Source organism: Bradyrhizobium sp. B039, from assembly GCF_038965675.1.
Lineage (GTDB): Bacteria > Pseudomonadota > Alphaproteobacteria > Rhizobiales > Xanthobacteraceae > Bradyrhizobium > Bradyrhizobium diazoefficiens.
In genome coordinates, this window is sequence record NZ_CP152416.1 from 4,406,959 (window position 1) to 4,423,567 (window position 16,609).

General features: G+C 65.0%; 15 protein-coding genes. 10 read left to right on the forward strand and 5 right to left on the reverse strand.

Features of this window, described 5'->3' with window-relative positions; all coding sequences use genetic code 11:
- Positions 1 to 300: 300 nt before the first annotated feature.
- A complete protein-coding gene (locus tag AAFG50_RS20515; protein ID WP_166466012.1) occupies positions 301 to 1,284 on the reverse strand; it encodes a LytTR family DNA-binding domain-containing protein in 984 nt (327 codons plus the stop codon).
- Positions 1,285 to 1,328: 44 nt separating this feature from the next.
- Here AAFG50_RS20515 and AAFG50_RS20520 point away from each other — a divergent pair, with 44 nt between their 5' ends.
- From AAFG50_RS20520 to AAFG50_RS20560, 9 genes are all read left to right on the forward strand, one after another.
- Positions 1,329 to 2,522: an acyltransferase family protein gene (locus tag AAFG50_RS20520; RefSeq protein WP_028171264.1), complete on the forward strand. Its 1,194-nt coding sequence runs from the start codon at positions 1,329 to 1,331 to the stop codon at positions 2,520 to 2,522.
- 51 nt (positions 2,523 to 2,573) lie between these two features.
- On the forward strand, positions 2,574 to 3,713 hold the full coding sequence (locus AAFG50_RS20525) for a cysteine desulfurase family protein (RefSeq protein WP_342714209.1): 1,140 nt from the start codon (positions 2,574 to 2,576) through the stop codon (positions 3,711 to 3,713).
- A 113-nt stretch (positions 3,714 to 3,826) separates the two neighbouring features.
- Positions 3,827 to 5,323 carry a Fe-S cluster assembly protein SufB gene (gene sufB / locus AAFG50_RS20530; protein WP_011087111.1) on the forward strand — a complete coding sequence of 499 codons (1,497 nt, stop codon included), beginning with the start codon at positions 3,827 to 3,829 and terminating at the stop codon, positions 5,321 to 5,323.
- A 62-nt stretch (positions 5,324 to 5,385) separates the two neighbouring features.
- Positions 5,386 to 6,135 carry a Fe-S cluster assembly ATPase SufC gene (gene sufC / locus AAFG50_RS20535; protein ID WP_028171266.1) on the forward strand — a complete coding sequence of 250 codons (750 nt, stop codon included), beginning with the start codon at positions 5,386 to 5,388 and terminating at the stop codon, positions 6,133 to 6,135.
- 12 nt (positions 6,136 to 6,147) lie between these two features.
- Positions 6,148 to 7,452: a Fe-S cluster assembly protein SufD gene (gene sufD / locus AAFG50_RS20540; protein ID WP_028171267.1), complete on the forward strand. Its 1,305-nt coding sequence runs from the start codon at positions 6,148 to 6,150 to the stop codon at positions 7,450 to 7,452.
- A complete protein-coding gene (locus AAFG50_RS20545) occupies positions 7,449 to 8,696 on the forward strand; it encodes a cysteine desulfurase (protein WP_011087114.1) in 1,248 nt (415 codons plus the stop codon). The genes sufD and AAFG50_RS20545 overlap by 4 nt, the downstream gene beginning before the upstream one ends.
- Positions 8,693 to 9,064 carry an SUF system Fe-S cluster assembly protein gene (locus AAFG50_RS20550; protein WP_011087115.1) on the forward strand — a complete coding sequence of 124 codons (372 nt, stop codon included), beginning with the start codon at positions 8,693 to 8,695 and terminating at the stop codon, positions 9,062 to 9,064. Before AAFG50_RS20545 ends, AAFG50_RS20550 begins: the two co-directional genes overlap by 4 nt.
- Positions 9,065 to 9,127: 63 nt before the next feature.
- On the forward strand, positions 9,128 to 9,529 hold the full coding sequence (locus AAFG50_RS20555) for an iron-sulfur cluster assembly accessory protein (protein ID WP_171463761.1): 402 nt from the start codon (positions 9,128 to 9,130) through the stop codon (positions 9,527 to 9,529).
- Between the two features lie 197 nt (positions 9,530 to 9,726).
- Positions 9,727 to 10,167, forward strand: a complete 441-nt coding sequence (locus tag AAFG50_RS20560) for a TfoX/Sxy family protein (protein ID WP_028171268.1) — start codon at positions 9,727 to 9,729, stop codon at positions 10,165 to 10,167.
- Positions 10,168 to 10,231: 64 nt separating this feature from the next.
- Here the strand turns inward: AAFG50_RS20560 and fabA are convergent, their stop codons facing one another.
- From fabA to AAFG50_RS20580, 4 genes are all read right to left on the reverse strand, one after another.
- Complete coding sequence (gene fabA / locus AAFG50_RS20565; protein ID WP_028171269.1) at positions 10,232 to 10,762, reverse strand: bifunctional 3-hydroxydecanoyl-ACP dehydratase/trans-2-decenoyl-ACP isomerase; 531 nt, start codon at positions 10,760 to 10,762, stop codon at positions 10,232 to 10,234.
- Positions 10,763 to 10,860: 98 nt separating this feature from the next.
- A complete protein-coding gene (locus tag AAFG50_RS20570) occupies positions 10,861 to 11,928 on the reverse strand; it encodes a GGDEF domain-containing protein (RefSeq protein ID WP_028171270.1) in 1,068 nt (355 codons plus the stop codon).
- A gap of 163 nt (positions 11,929 to 12,091) precedes the next feature.
- Positions 12,092 to 13,606: a DEAD/DEAH box helicase gene (locus AAFG50_RS20575; RefSeq protein ID WP_028171271.1), complete on the reverse strand. Its 1,515-nt coding sequence runs from the start codon at positions 13,604 to 13,606 to the stop codon at positions 12,092 to 12,094.
- Positions 13,607 to 13,896: 290 nt separating this feature from the next.
- Complete coding sequence (locus AAFG50_RS20580) at positions 13,897 to 14,877, reverse strand: helix-turn-helix domain-containing protein (protein ID WP_028171272.1); 981 nt, start codon at positions 14,875 to 14,877, stop codon at positions 13,897 to 13,899.
- A gap of 206 nt (positions 14,878 to 15,083) precedes the next feature.
- On the opposite strand from AAFG50_RS20580, the gene AAFG50_RS20585 reads away from it, so the two are divergent.
- Positions 15,084 to 16,598, forward strand: a complete 1,515-nt coding sequence (locus AAFG50_RS20585) for a caspase family protein (RefSeq protein ID WP_028171273.1) — start codon at positions 15,084 to 15,086, stop codon at positions 16,596 to 16,598.
- Positions 16,599 to 16,609: the final 11 nt, after the last annotated feature.

The window sequence follows — 16,609 nt, forward strand, 5'->3', positions numbered from 1 at the left end:
ATTCCGTGGAGAAGCGGTCCTTGGCAATCAACCGATTGTGGCCTCATCGACAGTGATGCCGACGAAAGCGCGAATGGAAGGAAGCGGTGGCGCCCTCGGATGATGCGCGAGCGGCGCGCGGTGAACTGACGCGCGCGTTCTAACATGAGGCGTGGGTCAAAAAGCAAGCATCTTCGACATATCGCAATGGGCTCAAGAGCTTAACCTGTCGTCCGCATGTCACGCCAACAGCGGCCGAGATCGAACAAGGTGATGACGGGGAGCGCCATTGCGCCGACAACCAATTGGAATCACGATTGTTTATCGGCTGTCGGGCGCCTTCGGAGGCGATTCACACAAGGCGGTGCGGTCTCCGAGCGAGGCGACCGCGGGCCGGTAGCGGCGGCTGCCTCCCAGCGTCTGCCCGGTGTCGAAGGTGAGCTCGAAATCCCCTGACGGCTTGAACTCCACGCCACGCACCCGGTCGAGATTGGCGAGCCTTGTCCGGTGAACGCGCACGATGGCGAAGCGGGCGAGGTCGTTTTCGGTCGCGGCGAGCGTGCCGCGGATCAGGCGCTGGGTGCCGTCGGCGAGGCTGTATTCGATGTAATTGCCGGCGGAGGCGACCCACAGGATGTCGCGCGGTGCGACGCGAATACGGCTGGCGCCGTCCCGGAGCCAGATCAAACCGGGGGGCGGCTGCTCCAGTGGAGCGGCAGGCATAAACATCGCCGCGCGCGCGGCCTTCCTCAGCTCTCGTCGGCTTTCGATCAGCCAGAGTGTTGCTCCGAGCAGCGAAGCGGTCACGGCATCCTTGCGGAACTCGTACAGGATCACCGCGAGCGAGAAATGGAAGTCGTAGGCGCTTCCCGCGAGCCAGAGCGCGAGCTTCCTGACCCAGACCATTCCGGTGATGTGGAGGGCCGAGAAGCCGAGCAGGGCGACCGCAGCGATTGCGATGCGTATCGCCAGCCCCCGTGGCTGGCGCATGCGCCGGACGGCCAGCACCAGGATCGGCACCAGCAGCAGGATGACGATGATGCTCGACAGTTCCCAGAACAGTCGCCGGCCAATGTCATAGCTGTCGCCGCGCCAGGCGGCGTCCTGCGCGCCGGAGAGTGCATTGACGATTCCGATGGCGAACGCGACGGCCGCGATCGCACCGAAAATCGTCCAATCGCCGCCGCTGATCCCGCCGCGCCAACCGCTTGTCCCGGGCGCCGACGCCTCGTCCCCGCGCGCCCGGTCCTGATCCCAAACCGTCTCGACGCGCTTCGTTTCGGGGGCATTTTGGCCGTCAGCCATGGCCCGAAAACCGCGTTTGTCGTCCCGTGAAGGAGCAGAACACCATGTCAACACCGCAGCAAATTTCGATCTCGGAACGGCGCATCGATCTGGATTGGGTGCGGATTTTAGCCTTCGGGCTGTTGATCTTCTACCACGTCGGCATGCTCTACGTGTCGTGGGGATTTCACATCAAGAGCGTGCATCGGCTGACCTGGCTCGAGCCCGTAATGCTGTTCCTCAATCCCTGGCGGCTGTCGTTGCTGTTCCTGGTCTCCGGGGTCGCCAGCCGCTTCATGCTGGGAAAGTACCGGCTCGCCGCCTTCGCCCGCGCGCGGTCGGCGCGGCTCTTGATCCCGCTGATCTTCGGCATGCTCGTGATCGTGTCGCCGCAATCCTACCTCCAGATCGTCGAGAGCCTCGGCTATCCAGAAGGCTTCGTCGATTTCTACATCCGGCACTACCTCGCGTTCAGCTCGCAATTCTGTCCGAACCCCTGCATCGTACAGCCGACCTGGAACCATCTCTGGTTCGTGGTCTATCTCTGGATCTACACCATGGTCTCGGTCGGCGTGCTGGCGTTGTGGCCGGCAGCCGCGGATTGGATCGGCGAGAGGGTGGCGGCCGCGCTCGCCGGACCATGGCTGCTGTTGCTGCCGTGCCTGCTGTTTGCAGCTTGGCGGCTGTTTCTCTCGCCAATCTTCCCGTCGACCCATGCGCTGTTCGGCGACTGGTACAATCACGCAGACTATGCGACCGCGTTTCTGATCGGCTTCCTGCTCGCGCGCGAGAACAGCACCTGGCGCGACATCGAGCGGCAACGGTGGGTGGCGCTGACGCTTGCAGCCGCCTGCTTCGCCGCCTTCGTCCTCGTTTATGCCGGCTTGTTCCCGCGGTCGCCGATGCTGAGCTGGTTCGCCGGCTCGGTCTATGGCTGCTACCAATGGCTGGCGATGGCGGCGGTGCTCGGCTTTGCCCGACGCCATTTGACGGCCGACAGCCCCGTGCGCCGCTATCTGACCGATGCGATCTTTCCCTATTACATCGTACATCAGACCGCGATTATCGTGATTGCGCACGCGCTGCGGGACAGCGGGCTGTCAGCCGGAAGCGAGGCCGCAATCGTGATTGCCGGCACCGCGCTCACGTGTTTGGTCAGCTACGAGATCGCGCGCCGGATCGCCTGGCTACGGCCGCTGTTCGGATTGCGAATGGAGTCCCGTTCCGCGGCGGGGATTGCGCGGCAACAGCCGGCCTGATCTGCGACGGCTCGCGATTGGCGCGATGATAAAAGGTGCTAAGAGGGCGCCATGCCAAGCCGCGTCTATCTCGACTGGAATGCGACCACGCCGCTGCGCCCCGAGGCGCGGGCGGCGATGGTCGCTGCCTTCGACCTGATCGGCAATCCGTCCTCGGTTCATGCCGAGGGGCGACAGGCGCGGCGGCTGGTCGAGGAGGCTCGCGTCACGCTTGCCGCGGCGGTGGGGGCGTTGCCGCGGAACGTCATCTTCACCTCCGCCGGAACCGAGGCCAATGCGCTGGCGCTGTCGCCCGGTCTGCGGGGGCCATCCGGCGGCCCTGTCGAGCGGCTTCTGGTCTCCGCCGTTGAGCATGCCTCGGTGCTGGCGGGTGGCCGGTTCCCGGCGGACAAGGTCGGTCATATCAGGGTGACCCGCGCCGGCGTGGTCGATCTCGACCACCTCAAGGCGCTGCTGAAGGACGGCCCGCCGGCCCTGGTCTCGATCATGGCGGCCAACAACGAGACCGGCGCGCTCCAGCCGGTCGCGGAAGCCGCCCGGATCGTTCACGACGCCGGGGGCCTTCTGCATATCGACGCGATCCAGGCGCTGGGCAAAATTCCGTTCAATATTAACGCGGTAGGCGCGGACCTTGCGACCTTTTCTGCACACAAGATCGGTGGCCCCAAGGGTATCGGCGCGCTGGTCGTGTCCGAAGGGCTCGCTGGCCTGGAGCCGGTGCTGCGCGGCGGCGGGCAGGAGCTCAACCGGCGCGCGGGAACCGAGAATGTCGCGGGCATTGCCGGCTTCGGCGCGGCGGTGAAGGCTGCGCTTCAGGCTTTGCCGGAGGATGCGAAGCGGATGGCAACCCTCAGAGATCGCTTGGAAAATGGCATCCGGGCGATTGCTGGAGCGACGATCTTCTCTGACGACACAGAGCGGTTACCAAATACCATTCTGTTCACCGCCCACGGCCTGAAGGCCGAAACCGCGGTGATCGGCTTCGACCTCGAAGGCATCGCTGTTTCCTCCGGCTCCGCCTGTTCCTCGGGCAAGGTCCAGCCGTCCCACGTGCTGTCCGCCATGGGACTCGATCCAGCCGTGGCCCAGGGAGCGGTGCGCCTCAGTCTGGGCTGGTCTACAGAACCGGACGACATCAATAGGGCGTTAGAGGCTTGGCGAAAGCTCGGTAATACCCTACTTAGAGACTAAGCGACGAAACACGGCTTGAACGGTTCTAAGCGCGTGCTTTCGGCCAGAAAACATCGTAATACTCGTCCGAGTTTGATCCACCGCGGTCCTTGAAACCGCGAGCGGAGGATAGAATGCCAGCCGTGCAAGAGACGGTCGAGCGCGTGAAGCGCATCGACGTCGATCAGTATCGTTATGGGTTTGAGACCCTGATCGAGTCCGACAAGGCCCCCAAGGGGTTGTCGGAAGAGACCGTCAAGTTCATCTCCGAAAAGAAGAACGAACCCGCCTGGATGCTCCAGTGGCGGCTCGAGGCCTATCGGCGCTGGCTGACCATGACCGAGCCGACCTGGGCGCGCGTCGACTATCCCAAGATCGATTTCCAGGACCTCTATTACTATTCGGCGCCGAAGCCGAAGAAGTCGATCACCTCGCTCGACGAGATCGATCCGGAGATCCTGAAGACCTACGAGAAGCTCGGCATTCCCCTGCGGGAAGTCGCCATGCTCGAAGGCGTCGAGCCCAAGGTGGGCGAGGAAGACCCGGCGCGGCGCAAGATCGCGGTCGACGCGGTGTTCGATTCGGTCTCGGTCGCCACCACCTTCAAGGCGGAGTTGAAGAAGGCCGGCGTGATCTTCATGCCGATCTCGGAGGCGATCCGCGAGCATCCCGAGCTAGTGCAAAAGTATCTCGGCTCGGTGGTTCCGACCTCCGACAACTTCTACGCGACGCTGAACTCGGCGGTGTTCTCCGACGGCTCGTTCGTCTACGTGCCGCCGGGCGTGCGCTGCCCGATGGAGCTGTCGACCTATTTCCGCATCAACGAGCGCAACACCGGCCAGTTCGAGCGCACGCTGATCATCGCGGACAAGGGCTCCTACGTGTCCTATCTCGAAGGCTGCACCGCGCCGCAGCGCGACGAGAACCAGCTGCACGCGGCCGTGGTCGAGCTCGTCGCGCACGATGACGCCGAGATCAAATATTCGACGGTGCAGAACTGGTATCCCGGCAATTCGGAAGGCAAGGGCGGCATCTACAATTTCGTCACCAAGCGTGGCGACTGCCGCGGCGACCGCTCCAAGATCTCCTGGACCCAGGTCGAGACCGGCTCCGCCATCACCTGGAAGTATCCGAGCTGCATCCTGCGCGGCGACAATTCCAGCGGCGAGTTCTACTCGATCGCGATCTCGAACGGCTTCCAGCAGGTCGATTCGGGCACCAAGATGATCCATCTCGGCAAGAACACATCGAGCCGCATCATCTCCAAGGGCATCGCGGCGGGCAAATCGCAGAACACCTATCGCGGCCTCGTGACGGCGCATCGCAAAGCGACCGGCGCGCGCAACTTCACCGCCTGCGATTCCCTGCTGATCGGCGACAAATGCGGCGCGCACACCGTGCCGTATATCGAGGCGAAGAACTCCTCGGCGACGTTCGAGCACGAGGCGACGACCTCGAAGATCTCCGAGGACGTGCTGTTCTACTGCATCCAGCGCGGCCTTTCCCAGGAGGAAGCCGTCGGCCTCGTCGTCAACGGCTTCGTCAAGGACGTGCTCCAGCAGCTCCCGATGGAGTTCGCGGTGGAAGCGCAGAAGCTGATCTCGATCTCGCTGGAAGGGTCGGTCGGTTAACACCGACCCTCGCGGGTGCGCTTCGGCGCTCCATGCATCATTTGAATAGACTGGACACCAAAATGGCTTTGCTTGAAGTGAAAGACCTGCAGGTTCGTGTCGAGGAGCGTGAGATCCTCCACGGGCTGACGCTGACCGTGAACGAAGGCGAGGTGCACGCGATCATGGGGCCGAACGGCTCCGGCAAGTCGACGCTCTCCCACGTCATCGCCGGCAAGCCCGGTTATGAAGTCACCGGCGGCCAGATCCTGTTCAAGGGCGAGGACCTCCTGGAGATGGCCCCGGACGAGCGCGCCGCGAAGGGCGTGTTCCTGGCGTTCCAGTATCCGGTGGAAATCCCCGGCGTCGCCACCATGACCTTCCTGCGCACCGCGCTGAACGCGCAGCGCAAGGCGCGCGGCGAGAGCGAATATTCGACCCCGGACTTCCTGAAGAAGGTCCGCGAAGTCTCGAAGTCGCTGAACATCCCGCAGGACATGCTCAAGCGCGGCGTCAATGTCGGCTTCTCCGGCGGCGAGAAGAAGCGCAACGAGGTGCTTCAGATGGCGCTGTTCGAGCCGAGCCTGTGCATTCTCGACGAGATGGATTCCGGCCTCGACATCGACGCGCTGCGGATTGCGGCCGACGGCGTCAACGCGCTGCGCGCGCCCAAGCGCGCGATGGTCGTCATCACCCATTATCAGCGGCTGCTGAACTACATCGTGCCTGATTTCGTGCACGTGATGTCGAAGGGCCGCGTCGTGAAGAGCGGCGGCAAGGAGCTGGCGCTGGAGCTGGAAGATTCCGGCTACGCCCAGTTCGAGGACGCGTAAGGATTGTTGGAGATGAACGTTGCTGTGGCAAAGACCGGAAACGGCCGCGCGGTGAGCGATCTCTTCGCCAGCGCCGAAGGCCGCCTGCCGGGTTCGCCGGCGGTTGTAGCGGTGCGCCGCGAGGCGTTCGAGACCTATGAGCGTCTCGGCCTGCCGCACCGCCGGATCGAGGAATGGAAATACACCGACCTGCGCGCGCTGGTCGGCGAGGTGCTGCCGCTTGCGGCAGCGCCCGATGCGGCCGCGCTGAAGCGCGCTGCGGACGCCGTGAAGGCGCACGCGATCGAAGGCGCGCGCAAGCTGGTGCTGGTCGATGGCGTGTTCGCGGCCGACCTTTCCGACGTCAAGGCGCTTGCCTCCGAGGTAGGCTTCAAGACGCTCCGGGAGACGCTGGAGAAGGATGCCGCTCTCCTGATGACGGCGTCCATCGACGCCGTGATCGCACTGAACGCGGCGCTGGCGACCGACGGCGTCGTGCTGTCGATTGCCGATGGCGCGCAGCTGTCCGCGCCGATCCAGATCATTCATATCGCGACCGCGGCTTCCGCTTCGGCCTTCACCCGCTCGCAGGTCGCGGTCGGGAATGGCGCGCGCGCCACCATCATCGAAAGCTTCGTTGCGGCCGGTGCAAAGGCCTACCAGGTCAGCGACGCCGTGATCGTGACGATCGGCGACAACGCCGACGTCGCGCATATCCGCCTGATGGACGACGCGCCTGACGCGGTGAACATCACCTCGCAATTCGTCACCGTCGGCGCCAACACCAAGGTCAATTTCTTCAACATGACCAGCGGCGCCGCCGTCAGCCGCCTCCAGGGCTTCATCACGCTGGCGGGCGAGGGCAGCGATCTCGCGATCAATGGCGTGAACCTGTTGCAGAAGACCGAGCATGGCGACACCACGCTGGTGGTGGACCATGCCGTGCCGAATTGCGTCAGCCGCGAGATCTTCCGCGCCGTGATCGACGACCGCGCCCATTCGGTGTTCCAGGGCCGCATCATCGTCCGTCCCGATGCGCAGAAGACCGACGGCAAGATGATGACGCGGGCGCTGCTGCTCTCGGACGAAGCCGAGGCCGACAACAAGCCCGAGCTCGAGATCTTTGCCGACGACGTCTCCTGCGGCCACGGCGCCACCGCCGGCGCGCTGGACGACAGCCTGCTGTTCTATCTGAAGGCGCGCGGCCTGCCTGAGAAGCAGGCCCAGGCGCTGCTGATCCAGGCCTTCGTGGGCGAGGCGATCGAGCAGATCGCCGATGACGGCTTGCGCGAGCACGTGATCGGCATTGCCGAGCGCTGGCTGGAGCGGCGGTCATGAGCACGCATCCGGCAGTCAGGAACGGCTCCTACGACGTCGCCCGCGTCCGCCAGGATTTCCCGGCGCTGGCCATGCAGGTCTACGGCAAACCGCTGGTCTATCTCGACAACGCCGCCTCCGCGCAGAAGCCGCAAGTCGTGCTCGACCGCATGACGCAGGCCTATACGAGCGAATACGCCAACGTGCATCGCGGCCTGCATTACCTCGCCAACGCCGCGACCGAAGCCTATGAGGGCGGCCGCACCAAGGTCGCGCAGTTCATCAACGCCGGCCGCACCGAAGAGGTGATCTTCACCCGCAACGCGACGGAGGCCATCAACCTGGTCGCCTCGTCCTGGGGCGGGCCGAACATCAAAGAGGGCGACGAGATCGTCATCTCGATCATGGAGCACCACTCCAACATCGTGCCCTGGCATTTCCTCAGGGAAAGACAGGGCGCGGTGATCAAATGGTCGCCGGTCGACGACGAGGGCAATTTCCTCATCGAGGAGTTCGAGAAGCTCCTGACGGCGAAGACCAAGCTGGTTGCGATCACGCAGATGTCGAACGCGCTCGGTACCATCGTCCCGATCAAGGACGTCGTGAAGATCGCCCACGCCCGCGGCATCCCCGTGCTGGTCGACGGCAGCCAGGGCGCGGTGCATATGCCCGTCGATGTCCAGGATCTCGGCTGCGACTTCTACGTCTTCACCGGCCACAAGGTCTACGGCCCGACCGGCATCGGCGTGCTCTGGGCCAAGTACGACCATCTCGTCGCGATGCGCCCCTATAACGGCGGCGGCGAGATGATCCGCGAGGTCTCGCGCGATGTCGTCACCTACGGCGATCCCCCGCACAAGTTCGAGGCCGGCACACCCGCGATCGTCGAGGCCGTCGGCCTTGGCGCCGCGATCGACTACGTCAATTCGATCGGCAAGGAGCGCATCGCCGCGCACGAGCACGATCTCGTCACCTACGCCCAGGAGAAGCTGCGCGAGATCAACTCGCTGCGGCTGATCGGCACCGCCCGCGGCAAGGGCCCGGTGATCTCCTTCGAGCTCAAGGGCGCGCATGCCCACGACGTCGCCACCGTGATCGACCGCCAGGGCATCGCGGTGCGCGCCGGCACCCATTGCGTGATGCCGCTTTTAGAGCGGTTCAACGTGACGGCTACATGCCGGGCCTCGTTCGGCATGTATAATACGCGGGAAGAAGTCGATCATCTGGCACAGGCGCTTTTGAAGGCGCGGGATTTGTTCGCATGAGTGACACGGCCGAAATCAAAGCCAATCCGATGGAAACCCGGTCGGCGCTGCCGCCGGAGGAAACCGAGCGGCTGACCACCGAGATCATCGCGGGCCTCAAGACCGTGTTCGATCCGGAGATTCCGGCCGACATCTACGAGCTCGGCCTGATCTACAAGGTCGAGATCAAGGACGACCGCTCCGTCGACGTGCAGATGACGCTGACGACGCCGAACTGCCCGGCCGCCGGCGAGCTGCCGACCATGGTCGAAAACGCCGTCGCCAGCGTCCCCGGCGTCGGCGTGGTCGACGTCAAGGTCGTCTGGGAGCCGCCGTGGACGCCCGAACGCATGAGCGACGAGGCCCGCCTCGTGCTCAACATGTGGTGACGCGTACGTTCTGCTTTTCATTCCTGGCATTGAATTTGCTCCGCAACGGACCACATCACTGACATGACACAGGCAACACCAGCATCCTCCACTCCGAAGCCGCGGCGGCCGCGCCCGCAGGTGATGCGGCTGACGGATGCCGCCGCCCAGCGCATCAGCGAGCTGACCCAGCGCGCCGATTCCGAGATCGTCGGCCTGCGCGTCGGTGTGAAGAACGGCGGCTGCGCCGGTCAGTCCTACACCGTCGAGTACGCCCATGATGTCCGCCCGACCGATGAGGTCGTCGAGGACAAGGGCGTCAAGATCCTGGTCGATCCCAAGGCCGTGCTGTTCCTGCTCGGCACCGAGATGGACTACAAGGCCGACAAGATGCAGGCCCAGTTCGTCTTCAACAACCCCAACCAGGTCTCCGCCTGCGGCTGCGGCGAATCGGTCGAGCTGCGGCCGGCCAAGATCGACGGGTAGGCCCGGCTCTCTCGTTTCACTCCGCCGTCGTCCTGGCGAAAGCCAGGACCCATACCGCGTGATCTCTCGATTGTGGGAAGTGCCGGTGCCGCGTAGCGTGACTTCGAGTCTTCGCTAAACTCCTCCTTGGGTAATGGGTCCTGGCTCCCGTGCGCAATTGCGCGCTAGGCCAGGACGACGATGAGGAGAGGGGGGCCATGGACCGCGAATTCCTGATCGACCTGTTCGCCGATTTCGGCCCTGTCACCATCCGCAAGATGTTCTCCGGCTACGGCATCTCCGCCGACGGTACCAACTTCGCGCTCGCCCTGCGCGCGGGCCTGTTCTTGCGTGCCGACGAATTGACCATCCCGGACTTCGAGACAGAAGGCTCAAAGCCGTTCCAGTACTCGACCCGCGCCAAGACCGTGACGGTCAACTCCTACTGGGAGCTGCCCGCGCGCTTGTTCGACGATTCCCAGGAGCTTGCGCAATGGGCGAGGGCGGCGCTCGCCGCCGCCCAGCGCGCCAAGGTGAAGCAGCGGCCCAAGGGCAAGAAGGCGTCGAAGAAGGTCGCGCCGAAGAAGCCCGTTGCGAGGAAGCGGCCAGCCAAGAAAGCGGTTCGTAGGGTAGGCAAAGCGAAGCGTGCCCACCGTTGAGGTGCTGGTGCGGAGAGACATGGTGGGCACGGCGCTGCGCGCCTTTGCCCACCCCTACAGGACTTCACTCCACCGCCTTGGTCAGGCCTACCCGCATGTCCTTGGCCGTGAAGACGCAGGCGCCATCGGCAAGCACCCGGCCGTCGGCAATTCCGAGCACCAGCTTGCCGCGCCGGACCATGCGCATGGCGACCTCGTAGCGCACGCGTCGCGCGGTCGGTGTGATCTCGCCCGTACATTCCACCTCGCCGACGCCGATGGCGCGGCCTTTGCCCGGTGAGCCCGACCAGCCGAGCCAATAGCCGATCATCTGCCACATGGCGTCGAGCCCGAGAGAGGACGGCATCAGCGGATCGCCGCGAAAGTGGCAGTCGAAGAACCAATGGCCCGGTACAATGTCGAGCTCGCCGACGATATGGCCCTTGCCGAACTCGCCGCCGTCCAGGCTGATCTCGGAGATGCGGTCCATCATCAGCATCGGCGGTGCCGGCAATTGCGCGTTGCCCGGACCGAAATAGCCGCCTTCGCTCGACCTCAGCAGCTCGTCCCTGGTGTAGGACGGTTGCGGCGTGTGGAAATCATGAGGGTTGGGCAAGGCGACATGTCCTCGCGTCAGGCGCGTTGAGCCAGCGCGGAAGATGTCGCCCGTCAGGAAAGAATGTCAAGCGCGCGCGGTTCGGCGCGGTGCTTCCGTCACGCCACCCGGCTGTGCGTCTCCACCGCGAATTCCGGATCCGCTTCGCAGATCACGCGGTTGCGGCCGTTGCGCTTGGCGGCGTAGAGGCAGGCATCGGCGCGTTCGATCAGCGCGTCGGTGTCGTCGCCCGGCTTGAGCATGGAGACGCCGACGGAGATGGTGACGCGGCCGAGAATCTCGCCGGTGGACTTCTTCTTCAACTCCTTTGCCATCACGGCGCGGCGGATGTGGTCGGCGACCGTGAGGGCCTGGCGCAGCGCGGTGTTGGGCAGCAGGACGGCGAACTCCTCGCCGCCATAGCGCGCGGTGATGTCCTGGCCCTTGATGGTCTGCTTCATGGACAGGCCGACCAGGCGCAGCACCTGGTCGCCGGTGAGATGGCCGTAGGAATCGTTGAACGACTTGAAGTGGTCGATGTCGAACAGCAGCAGCGACAGCGGCTCGCCCGATGCGAGCGCACTCTGTACCGCCATGCCGATCATGCGATCGAAATATTTGCGGTTGCCGAGGCCCGTGAGCGGGTCGGTCAGGCTCTCGGCACGGATCGCCTCCAGGCTCTGCTGGAGATTGCTGATCTCGTTCCTGGACAGCGTCAGCCGGTCTTCCAGCGCCCTGTTGGTCTCGCGCATCTCACTGGTCGAGCGCACCAGCGTCTCGACGATCGCCTTGATCTGCTCGCGGCTCTTGGCCGACGACAGCCGTTCTGTCGCGCCCGACAGGCTGGCGTCGTAGGAGCCGGTCATTCCGAGCGCATCGCCGAGAACCTTCATCACGTCATCGATCTCGCCGATGACGCGCGCGCCGACCTTGTCGATGCGGTCGGTGGTCTTGATGTGGGAGAGATAGGTCTCGTAGATCTGCTCGAGATCGGCTTCGGTCAGCTTGCCGTGGCGGGCCAGCGTCTCGTTGATGATCTTGTTGAGCGGTGCGTTGTAGCCGGTCGCGTAACCGTACCAGATCTCGTAATTGCGGGGAATTGCCGTCTGCCGAAGCGATCGGATCTGACCGAGCGCCACCTCGGCGAACGCCATCGTGCGTTCGTGTTCGTCGAGCACCTTGACCACGGAACATACCCCACGGCGGCCAATGCATCGTCGACCGCAGCAATGCTTAAATTATGTTCGTAGGCTAACGGACGATCGTGAACGACCCGTAAATATACGTTCACGAATGCGTCTGAAAACGTGTGCGGCGCTCTGTCTCAACCAGCCTGAAGCGCGTCGCGCTTCAGGCGCCGGCGGGGGAGCGGACCGGGCGCAACAGAAACGCCGGAAGGTGGGAATGATCGCCCGGCTCGGTGTCGGCCTCGCGCTGGCGGCGCGGTTCGGGACGGCCGATCGACGGCACATGCGACGCATTGGCCTGCGGGCGCGAGCCGTGACGCGGCTCGGGTGATGGCCTGGCTTCGCGCGGAGGTCTCGGCTCGCGTGCGGGCCTCGCCTCGGGGGCGGGGCGTGCTTCGGCTGAAGGCCGCGCCTCGCCACGCGCCTCGCGCGGCTCGTGGCTGCGCTCACGGTCGCGGCCGCGTTGCGGCTTGCCGCGTCCGCCGCGTGAACGTTCGCGGCCGCGCTGCTCGCGCGGACGGTCGGTCGCATCGCCGGCTTCTGCGTGGACTTCGTAGTCGCCTTCAGCGCGCGGAATGCTCTGGCCGATCAGCTTTTCAATCGCAACCATCGACTTCTGGTCGAGCGGTGTGACGATCGAGATCGCCGTACCGCTGCGGCCGGCGCGGCCGGTGCGGCCGACGCGATGGACGTAGTCGTCGGGATGGTGAGGGACGTCGAAATTGAAGACGTGGCTGACCTCGGGAATGTCGAGGCCGCGGGCCGCGACGTCGGAGGCGACCAGCAACGGCAGCTCGCCCTTGCGGAACTGCTCGAGTGCGGCCATGCGGGCCGGCTGGTCCATGTCGCCGTGCAGCGCGCCGACGCTGAAGCCGTGCTTCTGGAGCGATTTGTGAACGATCGCAACTTCGCGCTTGCGATTGCAGAAGATGATCGCGTTCTTGAGATCCTTCGCCTCGCGCAGCAGGCGGCGGAGCAGTTCGCGCTTTTCATGCGCCTCGCGCCCGGCCGGGACCTGGGACTGCGTGACGGTGACGGCGGTGGTGGCGGGCTTGGAGACTTCGACCTTCTGCGGGTTGTGCAGGAAGGTCTCGGTGATGCGCCGGATTTCCGGCGGCATGGTCGCGGTGAAGAACAGGGTCTGCCGCGTGAACGGGACGAGCTTGCAGATGCGCTCGATGTCGGGAATGAAGCCCATGTCCAGCATGCGGTCGGCTTCGTCGATGACGAGCAGTTCCACGCCGGTGAGCAGCAGGCCGCCGCGCTCGGTGTGGTCGAGCAGGCGGCCCGGGGTTGCGATCAGCACGTCGACGCCGCGCGTCAGCTTGGCATCCTGGTCGCCGAACGAGACGCCGCCGATCAGCAGGGCGACGTTGAGCTTCTGGCCGGCGCCGTAGCGATCAAAATTCTCTTTGACCTGTGCCGCGAGCTCGCGGGTCGGCTCCAGGATCAGGGTGCGCGGCATGCGCGCCCGGGCTCTGCCCTTTTCGAGGATGGTGAGCATCGGCAGCACGAAGGCCGCGGTCTTGCCGGTGCCGGTCTGGGCGATGCCGAGGACGTCCTTGCGTGCGAGGACGTGAGGGATCGCCTGTTCCTGAATGGGGGTGGGGGTGGTGTAACCGGTGGCCGCCACTGCGGCGAGGACTTTTTCGGATAGTCCGAGATTTGAAAAGGACATTGAGCCTCTGGTCGAAACCGCCGTTCGGAATCGAGGGTAATAAGGCTGGTCGCGTTCCACCCCGAAACGGCGCGCTCTCTAGGAAGCTGGGGGTGCTGACTCACGCGAACAAAGCGCAAGGCTCAGGAATCGCTCTTCGATCCGAGCTGCGTCGCACCGGAACATAGGCGGGAATTGGCCAAAGTCAATGGAGCAGGCGCGGGAAGGCCCTAAAAACCCTGAGGTTTTACCCAAATAGCGGGCGTGGCTGGGGTTTTCCGCCTCGGCCGTTGGCCGGGCGGAGCGAGCGCCTAATGCCCTTCTGGGACCCGGGCCCGGAAGTCGCCGGGGGCCATGCCATAGGCGGCGTTGAAGACCCGGTAATAGGTCGCCAGGCTCTCGAAGCCGCAGGAGGTCGCGATGTCGGCGATCAACCGCTCCGGCGCCTCGCGCAGCAGGCGGCGGCTTCTCTTCAGGCGCTCGTCGGTCACGGTCTGCGAAAAGCTCTTCTCGGCGGCCTCGAACAGCATGTGCAGGTGGCGCACGGAAACGCCGAGCAGATCGGCCACCATCGCCGGCGCCAGATCCGGGTTTTGCAACTGGCGCGCGATCAGGCGCCGCGCCTGCGAGAGACGGGCGGTCCGCAGCGCAGCCTGTCCGAGCCGGCTGCCGGGGCGCACGATGCCGCGCTCGATCAGCGCCAGATGGGCCAGCGCTTGAACCAAGGAGGTCTGGACAAGGGAGGTCGCATCGGCAGCACTGTCATCGCCAGCGGCGGCCTCGCCGAGATCGGCAAAGCAGGCCGCGAGCAGGGGCGCCAGCGCATGGTCATTGAAGGTCTTCGGCGTGAGTTCGCGGATGCGCCTGTCCTGCGCCGGGATGTGGTTCACCGGGATCTTCAGGATGCGCAGGTGGAAGCCCCCGGCGCCGAGTGGCGCGGTGCGATAGGGCAGGTCGGTATGGCTGGTGGCGAAGCTGCCATTGGCGATCGCGAAGTCGGATCCGCGCATGCCGCCGAACCAGCCGCCGCTGCCGAGCTGCTGATAGACGCAGATGCTGTCGCCGGGTGTGTAGGCGATGTCGGAGGTGCTGCGCTCGACCGTGTAGTGCGAGGCCTTCAGCTCGACGAGACCGCCACCGCCGAGCTGGCGCAGCGAGAATTCGCCGAAGAAGTCCGCGCGCCGTTCGCGCTCGAGCTCGGCGGTGACGCCGAACAGGCCCTTGGCGCGCACCTCGCGCCAATAGTCGAAGCGCTCCTGCGGCTCGACCTCGTCAGTGCACCAGCGATACACGATAGCCCCTCGTCCGCGAACGGAATTGCGCCTAAGAGAAAGCAGATTCCAGCTGTTCTTGCCATAGGCCCAGACGATGGAACCGGTGGCTGTGCCGGTTGAACCGCCGCTATGGCTGGACCGACTATGACAACAACGGCCGAAGGTCGCCAATGGACTGTACGAGGGGCGCCGGCGGTAAGCCGTCCTGCAACGGGAATTTTTCGATGACGCGTCGGCTTTTCAGAATTCTGGCGACCCTTGGCCTCGCGGCGAGCCTTGGCGGCTTCGCGCTTCCCGCCTGCGCCGAGAAGCGCGTCGCGCTCGTCGTCGGCAACAACGACTACAGGAACGTCCCGAAACTGCTCAAGGCGGTCAACGACGCCCGCACCATGGGCGACACGCTGAAGCAGCTCGGCTTCTCGGTGATGGTCGCGGAGAACCAGAGCCGGCAGCAATTCTCCGAGACGCTGCTCGCGTTCGACCGGGCGATCGAGCCCGGCGACACCGCCTTCTTTTTCTATGCCGGCCACGGTTTCGAGATCGCGGGCCAGAACTACCTGCTGCCGACCGACGTGCCGGCGGCGACGGAAGGGCAGGAAGAGCTGGTGCGCGACGCCTCCATCCTGGCGGACCGCATCGTCGAGCGCCTTCAGAACAAGAAGGCGCGGACCTCGATCCTGGTGTTCGACGCTTGCCGCAACAATCCGTTCGAGCGCAAAGGGACCCGCGCGGTCGCCGGCGGCGGCGGGCTCGCGCCGATGATGCAGCTGCCCGAAGGCGTGTTCTCCGTGTTCTCGGCCGGTCCCCGCCAGACCGCGCTCGATCGCCTCTCCAACGACGACGCCGATCCCAATTCGGTGTTCACGCGCACCTTCGCCAAGGAGCTGCTGCAACCCGGCGAGAACCTCGTGCAGGTGGCGCAGCGCACCCGCCGTCTCGTCAGCGAGATGGCCGACACCGTCAAGCACAGGCAGGTGCCGGTCTATTTCGACCAGATGGTCGACGACGTCTTCTTGAGCGGTATCGCGAAAGACGCGGCTGCGCGGCCGGCCGATCCGCCGGCGCAGAAGCTTGCGGCGCTGCCGCCGGTGTCGGTGCCGCGCGTGCAGAAGGAGGAAACCACCAACGCGCCGATCGCGAGCTTCTCGCGCCACAATGGCGGCTGGAGCGTGGTGTTCTCCTTCGCCGATCCGACGCTCGGCATTTCCTGGCGCATGGCCGGCAATGGCGATTTCCGCGAGACCGGATTCATCGACACGCTCGATCCGCGCACGCGCAAGCGGATGCCGAACCCGTCGATCGAATTGCCACCGGATGCACAGGCCGGCACCATCGAGGTCCGCTATGTCGATCAGTCGGGCGACATGCAGGGCCCTTTCCCGATCAGGTTCGATCCCGAGGCCGCGCTGATCCGCGACCAGCGCAAGATCCTCGACATGACCGCGACGAGCTGGCTGTCATTCCGCGAGTTCAACGGGCTGCTCGTCTACTACACGCACCTCGTGTCCTACCGCTGTGCCATCCGCGAGGTGCGCATCGGCATCGACACCGCGGTACCCAATCAGGTGCTGAAGATGCCGGGGTGTGACATGCGCGACCCCAGCGCGATCACCGCCGGCATGCCGCTCTACATGAAGCTCGCTCCGGCCACGCAGTTCGTCTCGGTGGAGCTGACCTATCGCGACGGCAGCGTATCGGAGATCAAGAGTTTTCGCGCGGCGAACCGCAGCAACAACTGAGGTGTCGCGCA